The organism is Allobosea sp. Root670 (assembly GCF_001429415.1).
GTDB classification, from domain to species: Bacteria; Pseudomonadota; Alphaproteobacteria; order Rhizobiales; family Beijerinckiaceae; genus Allobosea; species Allobosea robiniae.
Genome location: NZ_LMJU01000002.1, coordinates 34,533 through 55,726, shown reverse-complemented (window position 1 = coordinate 55,726; position 21,194 = coordinate 34,533). Strand labels below are relative to the sequence as shown.

Here is a 21,194-nt window from a genome sequence, read left to right as displayed (position 1 = left end):
CGCATGTCTATCGCCGACCCCGCGACGCTGCGCACGCGCGTCGAGGAGACGGGCCTCCTCTGGGGGCTCGTCGGCCTCGTCGCGCTGCTCTCGCTGCTGCCGATCGGGCGCCTGATCGTCGAGGGCCTCGCCCCCGGCGGCCAGCTCTCGGCGACGGCGCTGGGCAAGGTGATGGCGAGCCCGGCGACCTGGACGGCGACCTGGAACAGCCTCACCACCGCCATCGCCGGCACCATCCTCGCCACGCTGATCGGCGGCACCGTCGCGCTTCTGGCGACGCTGACCGATATTCGCGCCCGCAATGCCTTCACCTTCTGCTTCGTCCTGCCGCTGATGATCGCGCCGCAGGTCACGGCGCTGGCCTGGCTGCAGATCTTCGGGCCATCGAGCACGCTGCTGAAGCTGATCGGCATGGCGCCGCCGCTCGGCAGCCGCAACCCGCTCTATTCGCGCGAGGGCATCATCCTGCTGCTCGGCCTGCAATATGCGCCGCTGGTCTTCCTGACCCTGCGCGCCGGCCTGCGCGCCCTGCCGAAGGAGCTGATCGAGGCCGGCCTTGCCGCCGGCGCGCACCCCCTCACCGTGCTGCGCACCGTCGTGCTGCCGCTGATGACGCCGCCGCTCGTCGCCGGCATCGCACTGTGTTTCGTCTCCTGCCTCGGGAATTTCGGCATTCCCGCCTTTCTCGGCATTCCCGGCAATTTCCTCGTCCTGCCGACGCTGATCTACCAGCGCCTCGCCGGCCTTGGCCCGGGCGTACTCTCGGAGGTCGCGATCCTCTCCTTGCTGATCGGCCTGATCGCGATGATCGGCATCTTGATGCAGGATTTCATGCTGCGCCGCCGCGACTTCCGGATCACCACGACCTCGAGCGCGGCCCGCCCCTTCGAGCTTGGCCGCTGGCGCCGACCCGTCGAGATCGGGCTCTGGAGCTTCGCCATTCTCGTGCTAGCGCTGCCCTTTCTCGGCCTGCTCACGACCTCGCTGATCCCCGCCTTCGGCGTGCCGCTCAACGCCGGGACCGCGACGCTCGCCAACTACGCCTATGTCCTGTTCGAGCACGCCGCCTCGAAGCGCGCCTTCGTCAATTCCTTCCTGATGTCCGCGGGTGCGGCCACCCTGATCGTCCTGATCTGCGTGCCGCTCGGCTATTTCATCGTCTGGAAGAAGTCCCGCGCCCTGCGCCTGCTCAATCTGGCAGCGGAACTGCCCTACGCTATGCCCGGCGTCGTGCTGGCCATCGCCGCGATCCTGCTCTTCCTCAAGCCGCTGCCGGTGCTGAACGTCTCGCTCTACAACACCGTCTGGATCATCGTCTTCGCCTATCTCGCCCGCTTCCTCGTGCTGGGCTTGCGCCCCGTCATCAGCGGCTATCTCCAGATCGACCGCACGCTGGAGGAGGCCGCCCAGATCGCCGGCGCCGGCCTGCCGCGCCGGCTCGTCACCATCATCTTCCCGCTGGTCGCCCCGGCTGCAGTGGCCGGCGCGCTGCTGGTCTTCCTGACCGCCTTCAACGAGCTCACCGTCTCGGCCTTGCTCTGGTCCTCGGGCGCCGAGACGCTCGGCGTCGTCGTCTTCTCCTTCGAGCAGGGCGGCGATTCCACCTATGCCTCGGCGCTGGCGGCCGTGACCGTGCTCGTCACCATCAGCCTGATGGCCTCCACCACCCTCTTCGCCCATAAACTGCCCCAGGGAGTCCTGCCGTGGCGCGACTGACCATCGACCGGGCGCAGAAGCGCTTCGGTTCCTATCTCGCGCTCGACGACGTCTCGATCGCGGTCGAGGATGGGGAGTTCCTCGCGGTTCTCGGCCCCTCCGGCTGCGGCAAGACCACGTTGCTGCGCCAGATCGCCGGTTTCGACAAGCTCGACGGCGGCCAGATCCGCATCGGCGACCGGCTCGTCTCATCGGCGCAGACCCATATCCCGCCGGAGCATCGCAAGCTTGGCATCGTCTTCCAGTCCTATGCGCTCTGGCCGCATATGACGGTGGCGGAGAATGTCGCCTATGGCCTGACCGTCGCCGGCGTGCGCGATCCCGAGCGAGCCAAGCGCGTTGCCGCCGCGCTCGATCTCGTCGGCCTGAACGGTTTCGCCGAGCGCCGGCCGGGCCTGCTCTCCGGCGGCCAGCGCCAGCGCGTCGCGCTCGCCCGCTGCCTCGTCACCGAGCCTTCGCTGGTGCTGCTCGACGAGCCGCTGGCCAATCTCGACGTGCACCTGCGCGCCTCGATGGAAGAGGAATTCTCCCGCTTCCACGAACGCACCGGCACGACCATGGTCTACATCACCCATGACCAGGCCGAGGCGATGGCGCTGGCCGATCGCATCGCCGTGATGGATCGCGGCCGCCTGCTCCAGCTCGCCACGCCCTCGCTGCTGTTCCGCGAGCCCGCCAACGTGACCGTCGCCGGCTTCATCGGCGAAGGCATGGTGCTGCCGGCGACCGTCCTCTCCTCGCCGCAGGCCGGCCACTGCAAGGTCAGCGTGCTCGGCGTCGAGGCTATCGTGCGCTGCCGGCCCGATCAGGCGATCTCCGGTCAGGCGAAACTCTGCCTGCGCGCCCGCGACATCGGCATCGCCTCGGCCGGCGAAGGCGGCCTCGCCGCCACGGTCGAGCGTCTGTCCTACCAGGGCGGCTTCTTCCGGATGGAGGTACGACCTGCCGCCAGCCAGGACATCGTCCTGCATCTCGACGCGAACGAGCCCGCCCCGGCCCAGGCCGGCGAGGCCATCCGCATCGCCATCACCGACGGCTGGATCATCCCGGAGAGCGCCTCCCTGGACAAGGCTGCGTGAGACCGGCGCCATGAAACTGACAGTCCATGGCGGGATCGGCGAAAAAGGCCGGACCTGCGTCGGCATCGAACATGGTGGAACGCGTCTTCTGCTCGATGTCGGCGTCGACACCAGCGCACAGGGCACCGCCTACCATCCGGCGATCACGCGCGCCGAACTCGAACGCATCGACGCGATCATCGTCACCCATGCGCATGAGGATCATGTCGCGGCGCTCGGCTGGTGTCTCGCCAACGGCTTTTCCGGCCGCATCCTGATGACCGCGGAATCGGTCGCCGAGACGGACGCCACACTTGCCGCCTACGCCACGCCGCACGAGAGGGCGCTTGCCCAAGCTGCTACCGCAGAGATCATCGCGCCCGGCACCGATTTCGCGCTCGGCCCGATCGCCATCCGGACTGGCCGCAGCGGCCATGTCGTCGGCGGCATCTGGTGTCATCTGAGCGCAGGAGGCCGTAGGCTCGGCTATTGCGGCGACGTCGTGCCGGATAGCCCGGTCTTCGCCATGGACGCCCTGCCGCCCAGCGATCTCTTGCTGATCGATGCCTCTTACGGCCCCGACCGCATCCCCGCCATCGAGCGCGGCGCAGCCATCAAGGGCTGGCTCGCGGCCCATCCGCAGGGCACCGTCCTGCCGACCCCCCTTTCCGGCCGCTCCGTCGAGTTGATCGGCCTGATCGAGGGCCCGATCGCGATCCATCCCTCGATGCGCGAGGCTCTGGCCCAGCAGATCGCCGCTTCGACATGGCTGAAGCCCGGTGCGGCCGATGTCCTCTCGACGCGCTTCGCCGAGGCGCTGCTCTGGGAAGAGGGGCAGGCTCTGCCGCACGCCGCACTGCTCGTCGATGACGGCATGGGGCTCGCGGGGCCCTCCAAAGCCGCGCTCGCACAGGCCCGCCGCGAGAAGCATCCGGTCCTGCTGACCGGCGGCATTCCCAAGGGCAGCCCGGCCGATCTCATGCTGGCTGCAGGCGAGGCCGACTGGCTGCGCTTCCCGACGCATCCGACACTGCCCGAGAACATCGCGATCGCGGCGGCAAGTGGCGCCGGCCGCATCCTCGCCCATTCCTGCGATGCCGCGACCGCTGCCACGCTGGCTGCCGGCATCCCCAAGCTCGTCACCGGCCTCAAGCCCGGCGATACCATCGAGATCTGATCATGCGCATCCTCATCGCCAATGACGACGGCATCGATGCTCCCGGCATCGCTTTGCTGCGTAAAGCCGCCGCGCGCGTAGCAGCCGATATCTGGGTCGTCGCGCCCGAGCGGAAATGGACGGCAGCGAGCCATCATCTCTCCTTCGACAAGGAATTGACGCTCAGCCGGCGCGAGCCGCAGGTCTATGCGTTGAACGGCACACCGGCCGATTGCGTCGTCGCGGCCATGACCGTGCTGTTCCGCGACGGCGGCATGCCCGATCTCGTACTCTCCGGCGTCAATGACGGACGCAACGCCGCCGAGGACGCCGCCTATTCCGGCACGCTCTCGATCGCCCGCGAGGCGAGCTTCTGGAACCTCCCCGCCATCGGTTTCTCGCGCACCAAGGGCGGCACGTCGGAGGAGCGCGACATCGCCGCGCTCGCGGCCCTGATCGAAAACCTCTGGCGGACGCGCACGCAATGGACCCGCGAGGGCACATTCCTGAGCGTCAACCTGCCGAAGGAATTGCCGGCCGAGGTCGGCCTCGCCGGCATCGGTCGCGACAAGATCGCGAGCGCCGCCGATATCGTCTCGGAAGACAATGACCGCATTGTCTGGCGCATCCGGCGCGGCCGGCCGCATACCAGCCGGCCGGGCGACGAGAACAGCCTGATCGATTCAGGCCGTATCGCCATCGTCCGCCATTGCTGGAGCGACGGCGCGCCATTGGATGCGGGTTTCGCTGCTGAGTTCAACAGGCGCTGAAACAGCCTGCAAGCTGAGCCGTCGGCTCACCCCTCCAGGAACTGCATCCGGTGCAGCCGGGCATAGGCGCCGTCGCGCGCCAACAGCTCATCATGGCTGCCGGTCTCGACGACCTTGCCCTCGTCCATGACGACGATCATGTCGGCCTCGCGGATGGTCGAGAGCCGATGCGCGATGACGATGGTGGTGCGCCCCTTCATGAGCGCCGCCAGCGCCTGCTGGACGAGCCGTTCGGATTCGGTGTCGAGCGCGCTCGTCGCCTCGTCGAGCAGCAGGATCGGCGCGTTCTTCAGGATGGCGCGGGCGATCGCGATGCGCTGGCGCTCGCCGCCCGAGAGCTTGTGGCCCCGCTCGCCGACCGAAGCATCGTAGCCGCCCGGCATCGCCATGATGAAATCATGCGCGGCGGCGCCCTTCGCCGCGGCGACGATCTCGTCCAGCGAGGCATCCGGTCGTCCGAAAGCAATATTCGCCCGCACGCTGTCGTCGAACAGCACGACATCCTGGCTGACGACACCGACTTGCCGGCGCAGGCTCCTCAGCGTGACATTGCGCAGATCCTGCCCGTCGATCTCGATCCGGCCCTCGCTCGGATCGTAGAGCCGCGGCACCAGCGCCAGCAGCGTCGACTTGCCCGAGCCCGAACGGCCGACCAGCGCCATCGTCCGCCCGCCCTGCGCGACGAGGTCGATGCCCTCCAGCGCACGCTGGTCCTCGCGATAGCGGAAGCGCAGCTGGCGGAAGGCGACCTCGCCGGCACTGACCGTCAGCGGCTTCGCTTCCGAACGGTCGAGAACCTGCGGCTTCTCGTCCATCAGCGCGTAGTAGCGCTTCAACGAGGCCCCGGCCTCCTGGACGATGGCGTTGAGATTGCCGAGCGAGCGCATCGGCTGGGCCGCGAGCAGGAGCGCCGAGACATAGCCGGTGAAATCGCCGACCGTCGAATTGCCGGCGGTGATGCGCACCCCGATGGCGGCGAGCACGCCGGCGACCGCGAGACCACCGCCGACCTCGAGCAGGGGGTCGAGGCGCCCGCGCGCATTGGCCGCCTTCATCTTCAGCGCCCGGATCGTCTCAAAGGCATTGGCCGCCCGCATCTTCAGATAGGGCTCAAGCCGGTCGGTCTTGGCGACGCGTGCGCCCTGCAGGCTCTCAGTGACGAGGTTGGCCATCAGGCCGGTCTGTTCCTGCTGGGAGCTGGCCATCCGCCTGAGCTTGCGCCCGATCCGGCCGATCGGATGGGCGATCACCGGTGCGATCAGCAGCACGACCAGCGTCATCTGCCAGTCGATCCAGATCAGCGCGCCGACCAGCGCGATCGCGGTGACGACGTCGCGGATGGCGATGTTGACGATGCGCGTCAGCGCTTCCTTGACGAAGGTGAAATCGGTGGTGAAGCGCTGGGTGAGGGAGGCCGGATTTTCCCGCTGCAGCTGCGCCAGGTCGGCATCGATCAGATGGCCGTAGAGGGCCGTCTGCATGTCCGCCTCGATGCGGCTGACGACATTGTTGGTCATCACCGTCTGGGCGAGCAGCGAGAAACCCTTGATGGCGGTGACGATCACGACGACGGTCGCGACCGCGTTGATGACGCCGATCTCGTAGCCGATCGACTTCGAGACCAATCGCTCCATGCGCCGGACGAAGCCGGTCGATTCGGCCATCAATGGATCGGCGAAGGCGTCGAACGCCGCCTTGATCAGGAGCGGATAGAAGCTCGTCGTCGCCGCAATGATCACGACGAGGCCGAGAATCATCAGCATCTGCGGGAGGTAGGATCTGATCTGCTCACGCCAGACACGGGCAAAGAGCGCAAGGGTGTCGTCGGTGACGCGGCCGATCTTCATGGCCGGGGCCTATCATGACAGCCCGACAAGCGCCACTGGTGCATGGCTGGCTGCGACAGGGGGGCCTTGCTACGGACACGAAGCTGTCTTCCCATGGCCATAACCGATTCAGGAGACTTCATGCCGCTATCCCCGCCGGCCCAGCCCGGCCAGAGCTTCGCCGAGATCGAAACCCCCGCCCTCGTGCTCGATCTCGATGCGTTCGAGCGCAATCTCGTCGCCATGGCCGCTTTCACCCAGGCCCATGGCATCAGGCTCAGGCCCCATGCCAAGTCGCACAAGAGCCCGGAGATCGCGCTGCGGCAGATCGCCCATGGCGCGGTCGGGCAGTGCTGCCAGAAGGTCGGCGAAGCCGAAGTGCTGGTTGCAGGCGGCGTCGGCGACGTGCTGGTCACCAACGAGATCGTCGGCGCGGCCAAGCTCGACCGTCTGGCCCGCCTCGCCCGCAGCGCGAAGATCGGCCTCTGCGTCGACCATCCCGACGGCGTGCGCGAGGCGGCGGAAGCGGCGGCCCGCAACGATGTGACCCTCGATGTCTATGTCGAGATCGATGTCGGCGGCCGGCGCTGCGGCGTCGCGCCCGGAGAGGGCGCCGTCCGGCTGGCCGAGGCGATCGCACGCTCCAACACCCTGCGCTTCGCCGGCATCCACGCCTATCACGGCTCCGCCCAGCACATGCGTTCGATCGACGAGCGCCGCGAGGCGATCGAACGGGCTGGCTTCGCCGCCCGCAACACGGTCGAACGGCTCAGCCATGCCGGCCTGAAATGCGAGATCGTCACCGGCGCCGGCACCGGCACCCATGAATTGGAGACCCAGTCCGGCATCTGGAACGAGATCCAGGCCGGCTCCTATATCTTCATGGACGCCGACTACGCCCGCAATCGCCAGGCCGACGGCACGCCCTTCCGCACCTTTGAACACTCTCTCTTCGTCCTCGCCGGGGTGATGAGCAAGCCGGTGCCGGACCGCGCCATCGTCGATGCCGGCCACAAGTCGGCGGCGGTCGATTCGGGCATGCCCGTGCCCTTCCGCCGCGAGGGCGTGATCTATACCAAACCCTCCGACGAGCACGGCGTCCTCACCGGCGACCCGATCGCGATGCCGCATCGCGGCGACAGTTTGCTGCTGATCCCCGGCCATTGCGACCCGACGGTCAACCTGCACGACTGGTATGTCTGCGTCCGCGGCCTGCATGGCCCCGACGCCCATGTCGAGGCCCTCTGGCCGGTGGCTGCGCGCGGTGCCCTGATCTGAGCGGGCGATGCTCGCGGAGCTCATCCTGCGGTTGACGACACCAGCCGCGCGGATGACCCGCCGGCTGGGCCTCGTCGGAGAAAGCGTCGCGCTCTGGTCGCGTGGCAACCGCCAGCGCCGGGCGTGGGCTCCGCATCACGAACGCTGCCGCAGCGTGGTTGCTGAGGCTGTCACGGAGCTGTCGCAGCGCCGCAAGGTGGCGGTTCTCGGCTCGGGTCTGCTGCGCGACATCCCGCTCGACCTGCTGTGCCGCCAATTCGAGCAGGTTCTGCTGGTCGATGCCGTCCACCTGCCGCAGATCCGGCTGCGCATGCGCGTCCGGCCCAAGGTCATGCTCCTGACCCGCGACCTCACCGGCGTCATGGGCTGGCTGGCCGAGGAGAACGACGGGCGCATCGATCCGCTGGACGATCTGGCCGCCGACTCAAGCCTCGATCTCGTCATATCCGCCAATCTGATGTCGCAGCTCGCCTGGCCCGTCGAGGACTGGCTGGACGATCACCCCGACCGTGCTGGACAGCTACCGGTCGACCTGCCGGCGCGCTGCATCGCCTGGCATCTCGCCGATCTCCGCCGCTTCGACGGCCGTGTCGTCCTGCTCAGCGATGTCGAGATGGTCGAGCGCGACCGTGCGGGCGCGATCACCGATCGCCTCGATCTCACGCGCGGCGTCGCGCTTCCCGCTCCGGATGAAAGCTGGGATTGGCCGGTGGCGCCCTTCGGCGAAGCGGAACGCGACCGCGAAAGCACCCACCGCGTCGGCGCCTGGCGGGATTTCCGCTAGAGCGCCGGCCCAGCCTCAGGGCCGCCAGCCGGTGTCCTCGACCGGCGCGTTCTCGCGCTCTTCCACGCGGCGGGCTTCCTCGACCACGGCGAAGAGTGCCCTGAGCGCGGCATCGACGCCCTCGCCCGAAGCGGCCGAGAGGATGATCGGCATGCGCTTGGCCGCCCGCTTCAGGCGTGCGACCTGCTCCTTGAGCACTTCCGGCGTCAGCGCGTCGACCTTGGAGAGCGCGACGATCTCCGGCTTGTCGGCCAGCCCCTCGCCATAGGCCTCGAGCTCCTCGCGCACGGTCTTGTAGGCCTTGCCGGCATGCTCGCTGGTGCCTTCGACCAGATGCAGCAGCACGCGGCAGCGCTCGATATGGCCGAGGAAGCGGTCGCCGAGGCCATGGCCTTCATGCGCGCCCTCGATCAGGCCGGGGATATCGGCGAGCACCATCTCGCGCCCGTCGACGCGCACGACGCCGAGGCCGGGATGCAGTGTGGTGAAGGGATAATCGGCGATCTTCGGCTTCGCCGCCGTGACGGTGGCGAGGAAGGTCGACTTGCCGGCATTGGGCAACCCGACGAGTCCGGCATCGGCGATCAGCTTCAGGCGCAGCCAGACCCAGCGTTCCTCGCCCGGAAGGCCGGGATTGGCATGGCGCGGCGCCTGGTTGGTCGCCGTCTTGAAATAGGCGTTGCCGAAGCCGCCATTACCGCCCTTGCACAGAACGAAGCGCTGGCCGGGCTCGGTCAGGTCGGCGATCTTGGTCTCGCCGTCTTCCTCGAGGATCTCGGTGCCCGGCGGCACCTTCAGCACGATCGCCTGCGAATTCGCGCCATGGCGATCCTTGCCCATGCCGTGCTCGCCGGTGCGGGCCTTGAAATGCTGCTGGAAGCGGAAGTCGATCAGGGTGTTCAGCCCCTGCACGCATTCGATGACGATGTCGCCGCCGCGCCCGCCGTCGCCGCCATTGGGCCCGCCGAACTCGATGAACTTTTCGCGGCGGAAGGAGACGCAGCCGGCGCCGCCGTCACCCGCCTTCACATAGATCTTGGCCTGGTCGAGGAATTTCATGCTGTTTCACTAGTGATGAGCGGAGGAAAGGGCAATGGACCGGATCACGCCGCCTGCCGGAAAGCGCTCATCTCCTCGCGCAGGGCATCGGCGAAGCGCTGCGCCGCCAGGCCCGGACGCGGCGCCATGAGCAAGCCGACCGTCAGTTCGAACAACGGCGGCAGCCCTTCCGCCGCGCCGAGGCGACGCAGCGAGGGCGGCACGGCGCTTTCCGTGATCGCGGTGACGCAGAAGCCGCCTTCCACCGCCGAAAGCACGCCTGAGGTATGCGAGCAGGAAAAGACCAGCCGATACGCCAGCCCCGCACTGTTCAGCGCCCCGAGAATGCGCGAGCGCGCCCGGCAGCCCTCGGAGAACAGGGCGAGCGGCAGCGTCTCCTGCAGCTCCGGCCGGTGGCCGCGCGCCGCGACCCAGATCATCGGCTCGCGCCGGAGCACCTCGCCCATCGGCCGGCTCGGATCCTGCGAGACCACCGCGAGATCGAGCTCCCCGGCCTTGAGCGCAGGTTCGATCCGCTTCGAGAGATCACAATGGACCTCAAGCTCGACCTTGGGATGCTCCGCCGCGAAGCGCGCGATCAATGGCCTGAGATAGGCGTCCATATAATCGTCGGGCACGCCGATGCGCAGCCGGCCGGTCGGTGTCTCGCCGGCAAGGTCGGCCAGGGCCTCGCGCTCCACCGCGAGCAGGCGCCGCGCATGGGCGAGCAGCCGCTCGCCCGCATCGGTCGGGGTGACGCCGCGGCGCGAGCGCTCCAGCAGCTTGTGGCCGAGCTGGCTTTCCAGATCCTGGATGCGCACGGAGATCGCCGACTGCGTCCGGCCGAGCCGGGCGCTGGCCGCGGTGAAGCCACCGGTCTCCGCCACCGCCACCAGCATGCCGAGCGCGGCGAGGTCGAAATGGGCGGTCATGACGTGCCTCCTTGGGACGCGCGAGATCCATCGGTTTTAAGAATGGTTAAATCAGAATAATCCGTTTTTCCGATCGATGGAAGCGCACTATATCCTCGGCTGAACGAGGCTGAGCCGGCCGCGCCGTCGCGACCGAAGCTGGCCTCACGATCCATCAGAAGACACCATGTCCGCTCCCGCGATCCCCGTCCGGCCCGCATCGCCCGCGCTGGCGATGTTCCTCGCGCTGCTTATCGGCGCCACCTGCATCGGCTTTTCCGGCATCTTCGTGCGCCTTGCCGATGTCGGCCCGGCGGCCGCCGGTTTCTGGCGGATGCTCTTCGCGCTGCCGGTACTGGTCGCCTGGACGGCGCTGGAGCAGCGCAGGCCGGCGAGCGAGAAGATCGGCCGCGGCGCCTTTATCGCGGTTGCGTTGGCCGGCCTGACCTTCGGCATCGACGTCACGCTCTACAACGCGGCGCTCGGCCATACCACGATCGCCAATGCCTCGCTGCTCGGCAATCTCTCCCCGGTCGGTGTCGTGCTCGGCGGCTGGCTGCTGCTTGGCGACAAGCCCTCGCGACGCATCCTCGGCGCGCTGATGCTGGCGGTCGCTGGCGCGATCCTGCTGGTGCTGCCGAAATTCACCGGCGCGGAGCAGGTCACCGGCAATCTCTTCGGCGACAGCCTCGCCGTCGGCGCCGCGTTTTCCTATGCCGCCTATATTCTTGCAGTGCGCCGCGCCCGCGACCGGGCCGGGGCGGGCTATGTCAGCCTCGTCTCCAGCGCGATCTGCGCCGTGTTCTGCCTTGTGGCCGCACTGATGCTGGGCGAGCAGGTCATTCCGATGAGCCTACAGGGCTGGCTGGCGGTGGCCGCGCTCGGCCTCGTCTCGCATGCGCTCGGCCAGGGCCTGATCACGCTCTCGCTCGGCAGCTATGGGGCCGGCGCCGCCTCGCTCGTCATGGTCTGGCCGGCTCTGGTCAGCGTGCTCGCCGCCTGGGCGCTGTTCGGCGAGCAGCCGACGCCGGTCCAGGCCTTCGGCGGCGTCGCCATCCTTGCCGCCGTGCTGATGGTCCGCCGCGGCTGACCTGGGCGATCAGGCCGCCGGCTTGACGCCGTAATGCAGGATCACGGTGCCGTTCGTGAGCGGGCGGGCCGCGAGCAGCGCATAGTGGCGCTTCTCCGCGTTCGGCTTGAACAAGGGCGTGCCCTGCCCGATCGTGACCGGCGCGATCGCGATCATGATCTCGTTGACGAGGCTGGCCGCCAGCAGCGATTCCGTAAGTTCGGCGCTGCCGAAGACATAGATGTCCTTCCCCGGCAGGGCCTTCCGGCGCGTGATCTCCCCGACGATATCCGCCGTCACCGTCGTGTTGTTCCAGTCCGAGCCGGTCAGATCGCGTGACGCCACAAGCTTCGGCAGGGCGTTCATGAAGGCCTTGGTCTCGCCCTCCTCTTCCGTCGAGGTCCAATAGGCCTTCATCCCCTCATAGGTGACGCGGCCGAAGACGAGCAGCCCGGCCTTGCGCCCGAACTCGCTGCTGAGCGCGGCAAGCTCGTCGCCCCAGGCATCCTGGTGGAAGCCGAGATCCCACTTCTCCCTGCCCTCGAAGAACCCTTCCAGCGTCATCAGATTCCAGACGATCACCTTGGCCATCGCAGCCTCCTGCTGTGCTCGATTAAAACCAGTTTCGATTTGCAACCAGTTGATGGGTAGCGAAACCGATCCTATATTGCAAGCGGTTTTGGAGACGAGCATGCGCGAGACCGGCCGTTCGGGCTGTCCGATCAATCTGACGCTGGAAATCCTGGGCGATCGCTGGAGCCTGATCGTGCTGCGCGACATCATGTTCGGCAACCGCCGGCATTTTCGCGAGATGCTGGCGAAATCGGACGAGGGCATCGCCTCGAACATCCTCGCCGACCGCTTGAAGCGCCTCGTCGAAAAGGGGCTGCTCTCGCGCCGCGACGATGCCACGCACAAGCAGAAGGCGATCTACAGCCTGACCGAGATGGGCATCGCACTCGTGCCCGTCTTCGCCGCGATGGGCGAGTGGGGCCGAACCTTCTTAGCCGTGACCGAGGAACTCTCGATCCGCGCCCAACTCCTCAGCGAGGGCGGCCCGGCCCTCTGGGAGCGCTTCATGCAGGAGCTGAGGCATCTCCATCTCGACGCAGCCCGGCCCGAGCAGTCCGTGCTCGACGAGCTGACGCAGGCCTATCGGGATGCGATGGCGCGGCGTCAGGCGGCCGAGGTCCCTGCGACCCCGGCTTGACTCACTCCGCCGCCAGCCGCGGCGTGGCCGGCTTCGACATCGCTTCCGCCGTCGCGATCGCCGGCGCCGCGTGCTCCTCGATCGGCTCCCACTGGCTCTCGTCCTCGGCCTTGCCGAAGAAGCGGCCGAAGAGCCAGCCGGTCGCTCGCGAGAGATCGTCCATCACCATGTAGAAGGACGGCACGAAGACGAGCGAGAGCACCGTCGACACAATCAGGCCGCCGATCACCGCGATCGCCATCGGCGCGCGGAACTCGCCGCCATCGCCGACGCCATAGGCCGAGGGCAGCATGCCCGCCGCCATCGCGATCGTGGTCATCAGGATCGGCCTCGCGCGCTTGCGGCCGGCCTCGATCAACGCCGTGAAGCGGTCTTTGCCGCGCCCGACCTCCTCGACCGCGAAATCGACCAGCATGATCGCGTTCTTGGTGACGATGCCCATCAGCATCAGCAGGCCGATATAGACCGGCATCGAGACGGCGTTGTTGGTCGCCAGGAGCGCGATCACCACGCCGCCGAAGGAGAGCGGCAGCGAGAGCAGGATCGTGATCGGCTGGAAGACCGAGCCGAACAGCAGGATCAGCACCGCCAGCACCAGCATCAGGCCGGTCGTCATCGCGGTGACGAAGCCCTGCACGACCTCGCCCTGGATTTCGGCATCGCCGGTCGCGGCGATCCAGACGCCATCCGGCAGGCCGACCTCCTTGACGATCTCGTTAAACTTGTCCTGGGCGGTGCCGAGCTCGAAGCCGCGCTTCAGGTCAGCACCGATCTGGGCGCGGCGCACGCGGTCATAGCGGTCGATCGAGCTCGGCCCCTCGCCGAAGCCGATCGCGGCCACCGCCGTCAGCGGGATCGAGACGCCGGTCGCATTGGTCACGCGCAACGCCGCGATATTGCGCATGTCGGTGCGGGCGGCCTCGTCGAGCTGGACACGGATCGGCACCAGCCGGTCGCCCGCATTGAACTTCGCGAGGTTGGGCCCGACATCGCCGATCGTGGCGACGCGCACGGCTTCCGAGATCGCTTCCGGCGTGACGCCGAGCGTGGCGGCCTCCTCGAGCTTCGGCGTGACGCGCAGTTCCGGGCGGCTCAGCGAGCCGGCGGTCGCGACGTTGAGATAGCCGTCGACCTGGCGCATCCGCGCCTCGATCTTGGCGACGGCTGCATCAAGCGCCTCGCCGTCCTTCGACAGGATCGAGAAGGCCATCTCGCGCTCGCCGCGCTCGTTGACATACCAGGCGCGCACGTCCGGCACGCTGGCGAGCTTCTCGGCGATGGTGACCTTGAGCTCCTTCTGGGCGATATCGCGCTCGGCCTTGGGCTTGAGCAGGATGAAGACGGCGGCCCGGCGCACCTCGCGCTGGCCGGTCGGCGAGGCCCCGCCGAGCACGAAGACGTCGCGCACCTCGGGGATGGTCTTCAGCGCATCGACCAGTTTGTCGCTGGTGACGCGGGTATCCTCCAGCGTCGAGCCGGGTGGCAATTCGACCGAGGCGACGACGCGCGAGGTATCCTCGTCCGGGATGAAGCCGGTCGGCAGCATCTGCGTTGCCTGGATCGAGCCGATCAGGAACATGAAGCCGATCACCAGCGTCGCATAGGCGGTGTTGAACGGCAGGGTCCGCCAGCGCCCGGTGCCGTCGAAGCGCGGAAAGAACGGCATGCGGCGCTTCTTCAGCGTGCCCTTGAGCAGGCCGACATAGCCGCGCATGACGAACCCGTCCCTGGGATCGGCATGGTGAACCGGCTTCATCAGATAGGCCGCCATCATCGGCGTGATCAGGCGCGCGACGAGCAGCGAGAACAGCACGGCGACCGCCACCGTCAGGCCGAACTGCCGGAAATACTGGCCAGCGACACCGCCCATGAAGGAGACCGGTGCGAAGATCGCGACGATGGTCAGCGTGATCGCGATGACCGCAAGCCCGATCTCGTCGGCCGCCTCCATCGCGGCACGATAGGGCGACTTGCCCATCTTCATGTGCCGGACGATGTTCTCGATCTCGACGATGGCGTCATCGACCAGGATGCCGGTCACCAGCGTGATGCCGAGCAGGCTGACGAGGTTGAGCGAGAAGCCCATCAGCTCCATCGCCCAGAAGGTGGGAATGGCCGAGAGCGGCAGCGCCACCGCCGTGATCAGCGTCGCGCGCCAGTTGCGCAGGAACAGGAAGACGACAAGGACGGCGAGCCCCGCACCTTCCAGCAGCGTTTCCATCGCCGCCTTGTAGTTGCCGTGGGTATAGGCGACGGCGTCGTCGATCGGCGTGATCTTGATGTCGGGGAAGCGCTTGTTCAGCTCCTCGACGCGCTGCGCCACAATGTCCTTGACCGAAAGCTCGCTCGATCCCTTCGAGCGGAACACCGCGAAGGTGACGACCGGGCTCTTGTTGAGGCGGCCGAAGGCGCGCGGCTCGGAATTCGAATCCTCGACGCGGCCGAGCTCCTTCAGGCGCACCTCGCGCCCGCCCGAGAGCGTGATCTTGGTCTCGGCCAGCTCCGCGACGGTCCGCGCGCCGGCCAGCGTGCGGATCGCCTGCTCCTGCCCGCCGACCTCGCCGCGCCCGCCGGCCAGGTCGACATTGGTGGCGCGGACCTGGCGGTTGACCTCGCCGGCGGTGATGCCGAGCGCGAGCAGGCGGTCGGGATCGAGCGAGATGCGGATTTCCCGGTCGACGCCGCCATAGCGCTCGACCCGGCCCACGCCCTTCAGCCCCTGCAATTCGCGCGCGACGACATCGTCGACATGCCAGGAGAGCTGCTCCAGCGTCATGCCGGTCGAGGCTGCGCCATAGGTCAGGATCGACTGCCCCTCGACATCGATGCGCTGGATGATCGGCTCGTCGATGGTGCGCGGCAGGTCGGCGCGGATCTTGGCGACCGCATCCTTGACGTCGTTGACGGCCCGGTCGGTATTGGTCTCGAGCCGGAACTCGATCAGTGTCAGCACCTGGCCGTCGGTCAGCGTCGAGGTGACATGCTTCACCCCGGTGATGTTGGCGACCGTGTCCTCGACGCGCTTGCTGACCTGGCTTTCGAGCTCGGCCGGCGCCGCGCCCGACTGTGTGATGGTGATCGAAACCAGCGGGATATCGATATTCGGGAAGCGCGTCACCGGCAGCTTCGAGAAGGCGAGCAGCCCAAGGACGCAAAGCACGACGAAGATCAGGATGGCCGGAACCGGCTTCCGGATCGACCAGGCGGAGAAATTGACGTTCATGCGCTTGCCCGTCAGTTCGTCGCGACCGGCGTGACGATGTCGCCATCGCGCACGAAGGTGCCGGCGCGCGCCACCACGGTCTCGCCCTCGGTGATGCCGCTGGCGATCTCGGCGCGGCCATGGCCGACCAGCCCGAGCGTCACCGGCTTGGTCGTGACCTTGCCGTCCTTGACGGACTGAACGGTCGCGCCCGACCCGTTATAGGTGATGGCCGAAAGCGGCAGGGTCAGGGCGCGCTTGCGGCCGGTCTCGATGATCCCGCGCGCGAACGAACCGATGGCGACCGGCGGATCGCCGTCGAGCGCGACGAGCACGCGACCGAGCCGCGACGCCTTGTCGACCTCCGGCGCGATCAACCGGATGCGGCCCGCCAGCGCCTCGCTGGCGCCGGCCGGCAGGACCGCCACGCCCTGATCGAGCTTGAGCTTGGGAAGCTCGACTTCGGCGACCTGCGCCTCGAGCTCGACCGCGCCGTCGGCGATGATCCGGAACAGCGGCTCGCTCTGCGGCAGCATGCTCGCCATCGCGCCGAGCCGCGCCGTCCGGCGACTGACGATGCCGGCGCGCCGCGCCTTGATCTCGGTGCGCTCCAGCTTGACGGCGATGTCCTTGCCCTGCGCCTGGGCCAGAGCGAGATCGGCACTGGCGATCGCCAGTGCCTGCCGGGCGGAATTCGCGCGTGCCTGACCGGACCGTGCGGCGGCGGCGCGCTGGTCGAACGTCTCGACGCTGGTATTGCCGCTCTCGCGCAGGGCCTTGGTCCGGTCGAAGGCATTGTTGGCCTGGACGAGATTGGCGTCAGCCTCGGCGATCTGGGCCTTGGCCTGAGCGATCAGCGCCTCCGCCCGTGCGATCTGGGCGTCGTTTTGCGCCTTCTGGACCTCGAGTGTCGTCCGGTCCAGCCGCGCGAGGACCTGCCCGCGCGCGACCTTGTCCCCCTCCTGCGCCAGCAGTTCGACGATCGAGAGCCCGTCGACTTCCGGCGCGACCAGGATTTCGTCGCGCGCGACGATCGAGCCGGAGACGACCACGCTCTGGACGATCTCGGTGCTCTGCGCCTGCGTCACCGTGACGGAGGGTCCGGCAGCCGCGGCTGCGGCCTGCCCGGCGGTCTGCGCCTGCAGCGGCAGCGGCGCGGCCAGCAGGACCAGCGCGATCATCGCGTTCAGCGGAACGATCGAACGAAGGGACATCGGAAACGATCCTGTTGCGGCCACGCGGCCGGTCGGAAACGGGGCAGGCCCGGCAGGAGCAGAGATCACGGCTGCGTCTCCGTTTCGGGCAGGAGCATTGTCTGGGAAAGCTGGCGCATGCCGATGAAGAGCGTGTCGGCCGCAGCAGCGATGTCGAAATTCGGGTCCATCGCGCGCCGGCAGAAGAATCCGTCCGCCATCATCGAGATCGCCATCAGGAAGCGGCCCTCGTCGAGCCGTGGCGGCAATTCGCCATTGGCCTTGGCCTCGCGGATCGCCGCGGCAAGCCCCTCGATCACGGTACCCTCGATATCCGCGCACATCCGCGCCATCCCGGGATTGCGCGCCGCTTCCGCCCAGATCTGCACGGCGATGACGGCCTTCTCGCGCGGCTGATGCACGAGATGCTTGCGGCCGAGCTCCTCGAGCTGGTCGAGCAGCGAGCCGTTCCGCGGACAGAGCTTGCCGAAATCCTCCGCGATCAGGCTGCGGTCGCGTTCGGTCATCCCCTCGATGATCGCGTCCTTGGACGAGAAATAGCGATAGAGATTGCCCGGGCTCATGCTGGCTTCGGCCGCGACATCCTGCATCGTCGCGGCATGGAAACCGGCGCGCGCGAAGACGCGTTCGGCCGCATCGAGGATGCGGATATGGCGCTCGGTCAGGGCGGCAACGGGCTGCGATGCGGAAACCAGGGGCGGCATCAGGACTCGGCATGAATGAGAATGAATGTTCATTCTCATCTCAGATTAGGCAGCGCCCGTCAAGCGAATCGCCCTTGCGGTCGCCAGTGTCGCGACAGGGCCATGCAGGAATGGCCGGATCATTGCCGCATTCCCGCGTATAAATTGCTTGCTTCGTTCCGACTGGAACCGCATGTTTGAAAGTGACCTGGCATGGCTCCGCGCGCCGTCCCTTCCGATGTCGACGCGCGAGCGACCTCGAAGTTCGTGATGAACGACCACGCCTTCCCCTTGCGTCCGGCTCGCCGCACCCGCTCCCCCCTCACCGCCCGCAGGCCGAGGCCCGCACCGAAGCCGGTGTTGGTCGTGCTGCATCAGGAGCACTCGACGCCCGGCCGCGTCGGCCGCCTGCTGCAGGCGCGCGGCCACGCGCTCGACATCCGCAAGCCGCGCTTCGGCGATCCCCTGCCGCGGACGATGCGCGAGCATGCCGGCGCCGTGATCTTCGGCGGCCCAATGGGCGCCAACGATCCCGAGGATTTCGTCAAGGCCGAGATCGACTGGATCGGCACCTGCCTGAAGGAGGACGCCGCCTTCCTCGGCATCTGCCTGGGTGCGCAGATGCTGGCGAAGCATATGGGCGCGCGGGTCTATACCCATGGCGAAGGCCGCGCCGAGGTCGGCTATTATCCGCTCGCGATCACCGAAAACGGCCACAGCCATGCTGCGGCGGCCGGTTTCACATGGCCCGGCACGGTCTATCAATGGCATCGCGACGGCTTCGACTGCCCGAACGGGGCGGAATGCCTCGCCACCGGTGGGGATTTCCCCGTGCAGGCCATCCGCGCCGGCAGCAAGGCCTACGGCCTCCAGTTCCACCCCGAGGTGACGCCGGCGATGATGTATCGCTGGTCGGTGCGCGGCTATGAGCGCACGCTGATGCCCGGCGCACAGCTCGGCCATACCCATGTGCCCGGCTGGTTCCAGCACGATCCGGCGATCCGGCTCTGGCTCGACGCCTTCCTCGACCATTGGCTGAAGGAGCCGGCGGCAGCCGGAACGACATCGCCTTGACCCGCAAAGCTCTCGTTCTCGGCGCCGGCATGGTCGGCGTCTCCTGCGCGCTCGCGCTCCAGAAGCGCGGTATCACGGTGACGCTGATCGACCGCAAGCCGCCCGGCCGGGAAACCTCCTACGGCAATGCCGGCGTGCTCGCGGCCTCCTCGATCGCTCCACTCAACAACCCCTCGCTCTACGCCAAGATCGCCGGCTATCTCGGCAACCGCCATCCGGCGCTTAATTTGAGTTGGCGCCGCGCCTTCAGCCGGCCGGGCTGGCTGCTGCGCTTCCTCTGGGAGGCCCGCCCCTCGCAGGGGGCAGCTCGCATCGCCGCCTTGCAGGCGCTGACGGCGAGCACGGTCGAGCGCCACCGCGCCCTGATGACTGAAGCCGGCGTGTCGCACCGCCTGCGCGAGACCGGCACGATCAAGCTCTGGCGCACCGAGGCCGGCCATGAGGCCGCCCGGGCCGAGCATGATTTCCTGAAAAGCCACGGCATCGAATCGCAGATCCTCGACCGGCAAGGCATTTCCGGCATCGAGCCCAGCCTAAACCCGATTTTCCCGGCCGGGCTCCTGATCCCCTGCGTCGGCTCGGTCGATTCCCCCGGCGCCGTCACCGAGGCCTATGCGGCGCTCTTCGCCGAGCGTGGCGGCCGGATCGAGCAGGCTGCGATCACCGGGCTCGCCCGCAACGGCACTGGCTGGCGCGCGAGCAGCGCCTCGGGCAGCTTTGACGCCGATATCGCGATCGTCGCGCTCGGCCCCTGGAGCGGCGACCTGCTGAAGCCGCTCGGGATCGATCCCAAGCTCGATGTCGAGCGCGGCTATCACCGCCATCTCAAGCCGGAAGCCGGCACCGGCCTGTCGCGACCGATCTACGATGTCGACGGGGCCTATTACATGGCGCCGATGGAGCAGGGTTTTCGCGTCACCAGCGGCGTCGATCTCTCCTTCCGCGACGCACCGGACCAGCACCGCCAGATCGACGGCGCGACGGCAGCGGCGCGTGAAGCCTTCCCGCTCGGCGAGGTCGTCGGCGAAACCTGGCGCGGCGCCCGTCCGACCCTGCCGGATTCCCTGCCGATGATCGGCGAGGCGCCCCGCAATCCCGGGCTCTGGCTCGCCTTCGGCAACCAGCATATCGGCTTCTCGACCGGCCCGATCACCGGCGAGATGATCGCCGCCATGGTCTGCGGCGAGAAGCCGCCGATCGACCCGACGCCGTTCCGGCCGGGGCGCTACATCCGCTGACGCACTGTCTTCGCGCACGCGCTGCTGCTGCGCAGATGCGGGACCGTCTTCAGGAAAAGGCACCCTTCAACGAAAAAGCGCGCTCCCTCACGAGAACGCGCCCTTAGCGGAAAACGGTCCCGTGTCTGCGCAGCAGCACTGACGTGCCGCAGCGCGCACGGGATGACACGCGTCGTCAGACCTGACGCGCCACCATCATCTTCTTCACTTCCGCGATCGCCTTGGCCGGGTTCAGGCCCTTCGGGCAGGCATTCGCGCAGTTCATGATGGTATGGCAGCGATAGAGCCGGAAGGGATCTTCCAGATCGTCGAGGCGCTCGCCGGTCGCCTCGTCGCGGCTATCGATCAGCCAGCGATAGGCCTGCAGCAGCGCGGCCGGGCCGAGATAGCGGTCGCCGTTCCACCAGTAGCTCGGGCAGGAGGTCGAGCAGCAGGCACAGAGGATGCACTCGTAGAGACCGTCGAGCTTCTCGCGGTCGTCCTTGGCCTGGCGCCATTCCTTCTCGGGAGCCGGCGTCGTCGTCTTCAGCCAGGGCTCGATCGAGGCGTGCTGGGCATAGAAGCGCGTCAGGTCCGGCACGAGATCCTTGACCACGGGCATATGCGGCAGCGGATAGATCGCGACCTTGCCCTTGGCCCCGCACTCGTCGATGCCGGTGGTGCAGGCCAGCCCGTTCTTGCCGTCCATGTTCATGGCGCAGGAACCGCAGATGCCCTCGCGGCAGGAGCGGCGGAAGGTCAGCGTCGGGTCGACCTTGTTCTTGATCCAGATCAGCGCATCGAGAACCATCGGCCCGCAATCGTCGCGGTCGACATAATAGGTGTCGGTGCGCGGATTCTCGGTGTCGTCCGGGCTCCAGCGATAGACCTTGAACTCGGTCAGTTTCTTGGCCCCGGCCGGCTTTGGCCAGGCCTTGCCCTCGACGAGGCGGGAGTTCTTCGGAAGAGTGAATTCAGCCATCGGAGT

At 67.8% G+C, this 21,194-nt stretch carries 18 protein-coding genes; 10 read left to right on the top strand and 8 right to left on the bottom strand.

Going from position 1 to position 21,194, the window contains the following annotated elements; translation table 11 throughout:
- Nucleotides 1-3 precede the first annotated feature (3 nt).
- Genes ASE61_RS06015 through surE form a run of 4 tightly spaced genes read left to right on the top strand, consistent with a single transcriptional unit; the run spans nucleotide 4 to nucleotide 4,700 of the window.
- Complete coding sequence (locus tag ASE61_RS06015) at nucleotides 4-1,716, top strand: ABC transporter permease (protein ID WP_061965757.1); 1,713 nt, start codon at nucleotides 4-6, stop codon at nucleotides 1,714-1,716.
- Nucleotides 1,704-2,795, top strand: coding sequence for an ABC transporter ATP-binding protein (locus ASE61_RS06010; RefSeq protein WP_061965755.1), 1,092 nt, complete (start codon nucleotides 1,704-1,706; stop codon nucleotides 2,793-2,795). Before ASE61_RS06015 ends, ASE61_RS06010 begins: the two co-directional genes overlap by 13 nt.
- 10 nt (nucleotides 2,796-2,805) lie before the next feature.
- Complete coding sequence (locus tag ASE61_RS06005) at nucleotides 2,806-3,951, top strand: MBL fold metallo-hydrolase (RefSeq protein ID WP_061965753.1); 1,146 nt, start codon at nucleotides 2,806-2,808, stop codon at nucleotides 3,949-3,951.
- A gap of 2 nt (nucleotides 3,952-3,953) precedes the next feature.
- Nucleotides 3,954-4,700, top strand: coding sequence for a 5'/3'-nucleotidase SurE (gene surE, locus ASE61_RS06000; RefSeq protein ID WP_061965751.1), 747 nt, complete (start codon nucleotides 3,954-3,956; stop codon nucleotides 4,698-4,700).
- A gap of 26 nt (nucleotides 4,701-4,726) precedes the next feature.
- Here surE and ASE61_RS05995 read toward each other — a convergent pair whose 3' ends face one another.
- Nucleotides 4,727-6,547: an ABC transporter ATP-binding protein gene (locus ASE61_RS05995; RefSeq protein WP_061965749.1), complete on the bottom strand. Its 1,821-nt coding sequence runs from the start codon at nucleotides 6,545-6,547 to the stop codon at nucleotides 4,727-4,729.
- Between the two features lie 120 nt (nucleotides 6,548-6,667).
- Here ASE61_RS05995 and ASE61_RS05990 point away from each other — a divergent pair, with 120 nt between their 5' ends.
- Nucleotides 6,668-7,804, top strand: a complete 1,137-nt coding sequence (locus tag ASE61_RS05990; RefSeq protein ID WP_061965746.1) for a DSD1 family PLP-dependent enzyme — start codon at nucleotides 6,668-6,670, stop codon at nucleotides 7,802-7,804.
- Nucleotides 7,805-7,811: 7 nt separating this feature from the next.
- The gene (locus tag ASE61_RS05985) at nucleotides 7,812-8,588 is read left to right on the top strand and encodes a hypothetical protein (RefSeq protein ID WP_061965744.1); all 777 of its coding nucleotides are present in this window, start codon (nucleotides 7,812-7,814) and stop codon (nucleotides 8,586-8,588) included.
- Between the two features lie 15 nt (nucleotides 8,589-8,603).
- On the opposite strand, the gene obgE is transcribed toward ASE61_RS05985, so the two are convergent.
- Entirely contained in the window at nucleotides 8,604-9,647 is a 1,044-nt protein-coding gene (obgE, locus tag ASE61_RS05980; protein WP_061965742.1) for a GTPase ObgE, read from the bottom strand.
- 44 nt (nucleotides 9,648-9,691) lie between these two features.
- Nucleotides 9,692-10,558: a LysR family transcriptional regulator gene (locus tag ASE61_RS05975; protein ID WP_061965740.1), complete on the bottom strand. Its 867-nt coding sequence runs from the start codon at nucleotides 10,556-10,558 to the stop codon at nucleotides 9,692-9,694.
- A gap of 166 nt (nucleotides 10,559-10,724) precedes the next feature.
- Between ASE61_RS05975 and ASE61_RS05970 the strand changes: the two genes are divergently transcribed.
- Entirely contained in the window at nucleotides 10,725-11,627 is a 903-nt protein-coding gene (locus ASE61_RS05970) for a DMT family transporter (RefSeq protein ID WP_061965738.1), read from the top strand.
- Between the two features lie 9 nt (nucleotides 11,628-11,636).
- Here ASE61_RS05970 and ASE61_RS05965 read toward each other — a convergent pair whose 3' ends face one another.
- Entirely contained in the window at nucleotides 11,637-12,197 is a 561-nt protein-coding gene (locus tag ASE61_RS05965) for a dihydrofolate reductase family protein (protein ID WP_061965736.1), read from the bottom strand.
- 100 nt (nucleotides 12,198-12,297) lie between these two features.
- On the opposite strand from ASE61_RS05965, the gene ASE61_RS05960 reads away from it, so the two are divergent.
- Complete coding sequence (locus ASE61_RS05960; protein ID WP_061965734.1) at nucleotides 12,298-12,816, top strand: winged helix-turn-helix transcriptional regulator; 519 nt, start codon at nucleotides 12,298-12,300, stop codon at nucleotides 12,814-12,816.
- A gap of 1 nt (nucleotide 12,817) precedes the next feature.
- Here ASE61_RS05960 and ASE61_RS05955 read toward each other — a convergent pair whose 3' ends face one another.
- From ASE61_RS05955 to ASE61_RS26765, 3 genes are all read right to left on the bottom strand, one after another.
- Entirely contained in the window at nucleotides 12,818-16,039 is a 3,222-nt protein-coding gene (locus tag ASE61_RS05955) for an efflux RND transporter permease subunit (protein ID WP_061965732.1), read from the bottom strand.
- A gap of 11 nt (nucleotides 16,040-16,050) precedes the next feature.
- Nucleotides 16,051-17,232, bottom strand: a complete 1,182-nt coding sequence (locus tag ASE61_RS05950) for an efflux RND transporter periplasmic adaptor subunit (protein ID WP_061965730.1) — start codon at nucleotides 17,230-17,232, stop codon at nucleotides 16,051-16,053.
- A 65-nt stretch (nucleotides 17,233-17,297) separates the two neighbouring features.
- Nucleotides 17,298-17,936 (bottom strand): TetR/AcrR family transcriptional regulator, encoded by a 639-nt coding sequence (locus ASE61_RS26765; protein WP_061965728.1) that lies wholly within the window; start codon nucleotides 17,934-17,936, stop codon nucleotides 17,298-17,300.
- A 249-nt stretch (nucleotides 17,937-18,185) separates the two neighbouring features.
- Here ASE61_RS26765 and ASE61_RS05940 point away from each other — a divergent pair, with 249 nt between their 5' ends.
- Both ASE61_RS05940 and ASE61_RS05935 read left to right on the top strand, forming a co-directional pair.
- Nucleotides 18,186-18,989 (top strand): glutamine amidotransferase, encoded by an 804-nt coding sequence (locus tag ASE61_RS05940; RefSeq protein ID WP_082617262.1) that lies wholly within the window; start codon nucleotides 18,186-18,188, stop codon nucleotides 18,987-18,989.
- On the top strand, nucleotides 18,986-20,227 hold the full coding sequence (locus tag ASE61_RS05935; protein ID WP_244492733.1) for an NAD(P)/FAD-dependent oxidoreductase: 1,242 nt from the start codon (nucleotides 18,986-18,988) through the stop codon (nucleotides 20,225-20,227). Before ASE61_RS05940 ends, ASE61_RS05935 begins: the two co-directional genes overlap by 4 nt.
- Nucleotides 20,228-20,402: 175 nt before the next feature.
- On the opposite strand, the gene ASE61_RS05930 is transcribed toward ASE61_RS05935, so the two are convergent.
- Nucleotides 20,403-21,188: a succinate dehydrogenase iron-sulfur subunit gene (locus tag ASE61_RS05930; protein ID WP_061965726.1), complete on the bottom strand. Its 786-nt coding sequence runs from the start codon at nucleotides 21,186-21,188 to the stop codon at nucleotides 20,403-20,405.
- Nucleotides 21,189-21,194: the final 6 nt, after the last annotated feature.

What these genes read in the sequence shown, in the direction of transcription:
- ASE61_RS05970 (WP_061965738.1), top strand. Translation starts at nt 10,725, where the DNA reads ATGTCCGCTCCCGCGATCCCCGTCCGGCCCGCATCGCCCGCGCTGGCG.
- ASE61_RS05965 (WP_061965736.1), bottom strand. Translation starts at nt 12,197, where the DNA reads ATGGCCAAGGTGATCGTCTGGAATCTGATGACGCTGGAAGGGTTCTTC.
- ASE61_RS05995 (WP_061965749.1), bottom strand. Translation starts at nt 6,547, where the DNA reads ATGAAGATCGGCCGCGTCACCGACGACACCCTTGCGCTCTTTGCCCGT.
- obgE (WP_061965742.1), bottom strand. Translation starts at nt 9,647, where the DNA reads ATGAAATTCCTCGACCAGGCCAAGATCTATGTGAAGGCGGGTGACGGC.
- ASE61_RS06015 (WP_061965757.1), top strand. Translation starts at nt 4, where the DNA reads ATGTCTATCGCCGACCCCGCGACGCTGCGCACGCGCGTCGAGGAGACG.
- ASE61_RS05955 (WP_061965732.1), bottom strand. Translation starts at nt 16,039, where the DNA reads ATGAACGTCAATTTCTCCGCCTGGTCGATCCGGAAGCCGGTTCCGGCC.
- ASE61_RS05985 (WP_061965744.1), top strand. Translation starts at nt 7,812, where the DNA reads ATGCTCGCGGAGCTCATCCTGCGGTTGACGACACCAGCCGCGCGGATG.
- surE (WP_061965751.1), top strand. Translation starts at nt 3,954, where the DNA reads ATGCGCATCCTCATCGCCAATGACGACGGCATCGATGCTCCCGGCATC.
- ASE61_RS26765 (WP_061965728.1), bottom strand. Translation starts at nt 17,936, where the DNA reads ATGCCGCCCCTGGTTTCCGCATCGCAGCCCGTTGCCGCCCTGACCGAG.
- ASE61_RS06005 (WP_061965753.1), top strand. Translation starts at nt 2,806, where the DNA reads ATGAAACTGACAGTCCATGGCGGGATCGGCGAAAAAGGCCGGACCTGC.
- ASE61_RS05960 (WP_061965734.1), top strand. Translation starts at nt 12,298, where the DNA reads ATGCGCGAGACCGGCCGTTCGGGCTGTCCGATCAATCTGACGCTGGAA.
- ASE61_RS05950 (WP_061965730.1), bottom strand. Translation starts at nt 17,232, where the DNA reads ATGTCCCTTCGTTCGATCGTTCCGCTGAACGCGATGATCGCGCTGGTC.
- ASE61_RS05975 (WP_061965740.1), bottom strand. Translation starts at nt 10,558, where the DNA reads ATGACCGCCCATTTCGACCTCGCCGCGCTCGGCATGCTGGTGGCGGTG.
- ASE61_RS05940 (WP_082617262.1), top strand. Translation starts at nt 18,186, where the DNA reads ATGAACGACCACGCCTTCCCCTTGCGTCCGGCTCGCCGCACCCGCTCC.
- ASE61_RS05990 (WP_061965746.1), top strand. Translation starts at nt 6,668, where the DNA reads ATGCCGCTATCCCCGCCGGCCCAGCCCGGCCAGAGCTTCGCCGAGATC.
- ASE61_RS05930 (WP_061965726.1), bottom strand. Translation starts at nt 21,188, where the DNA reads ATGGCTGAATTCACTCTTCCGAAGAACTCCCGCCTCGTCGAGGGCAAG.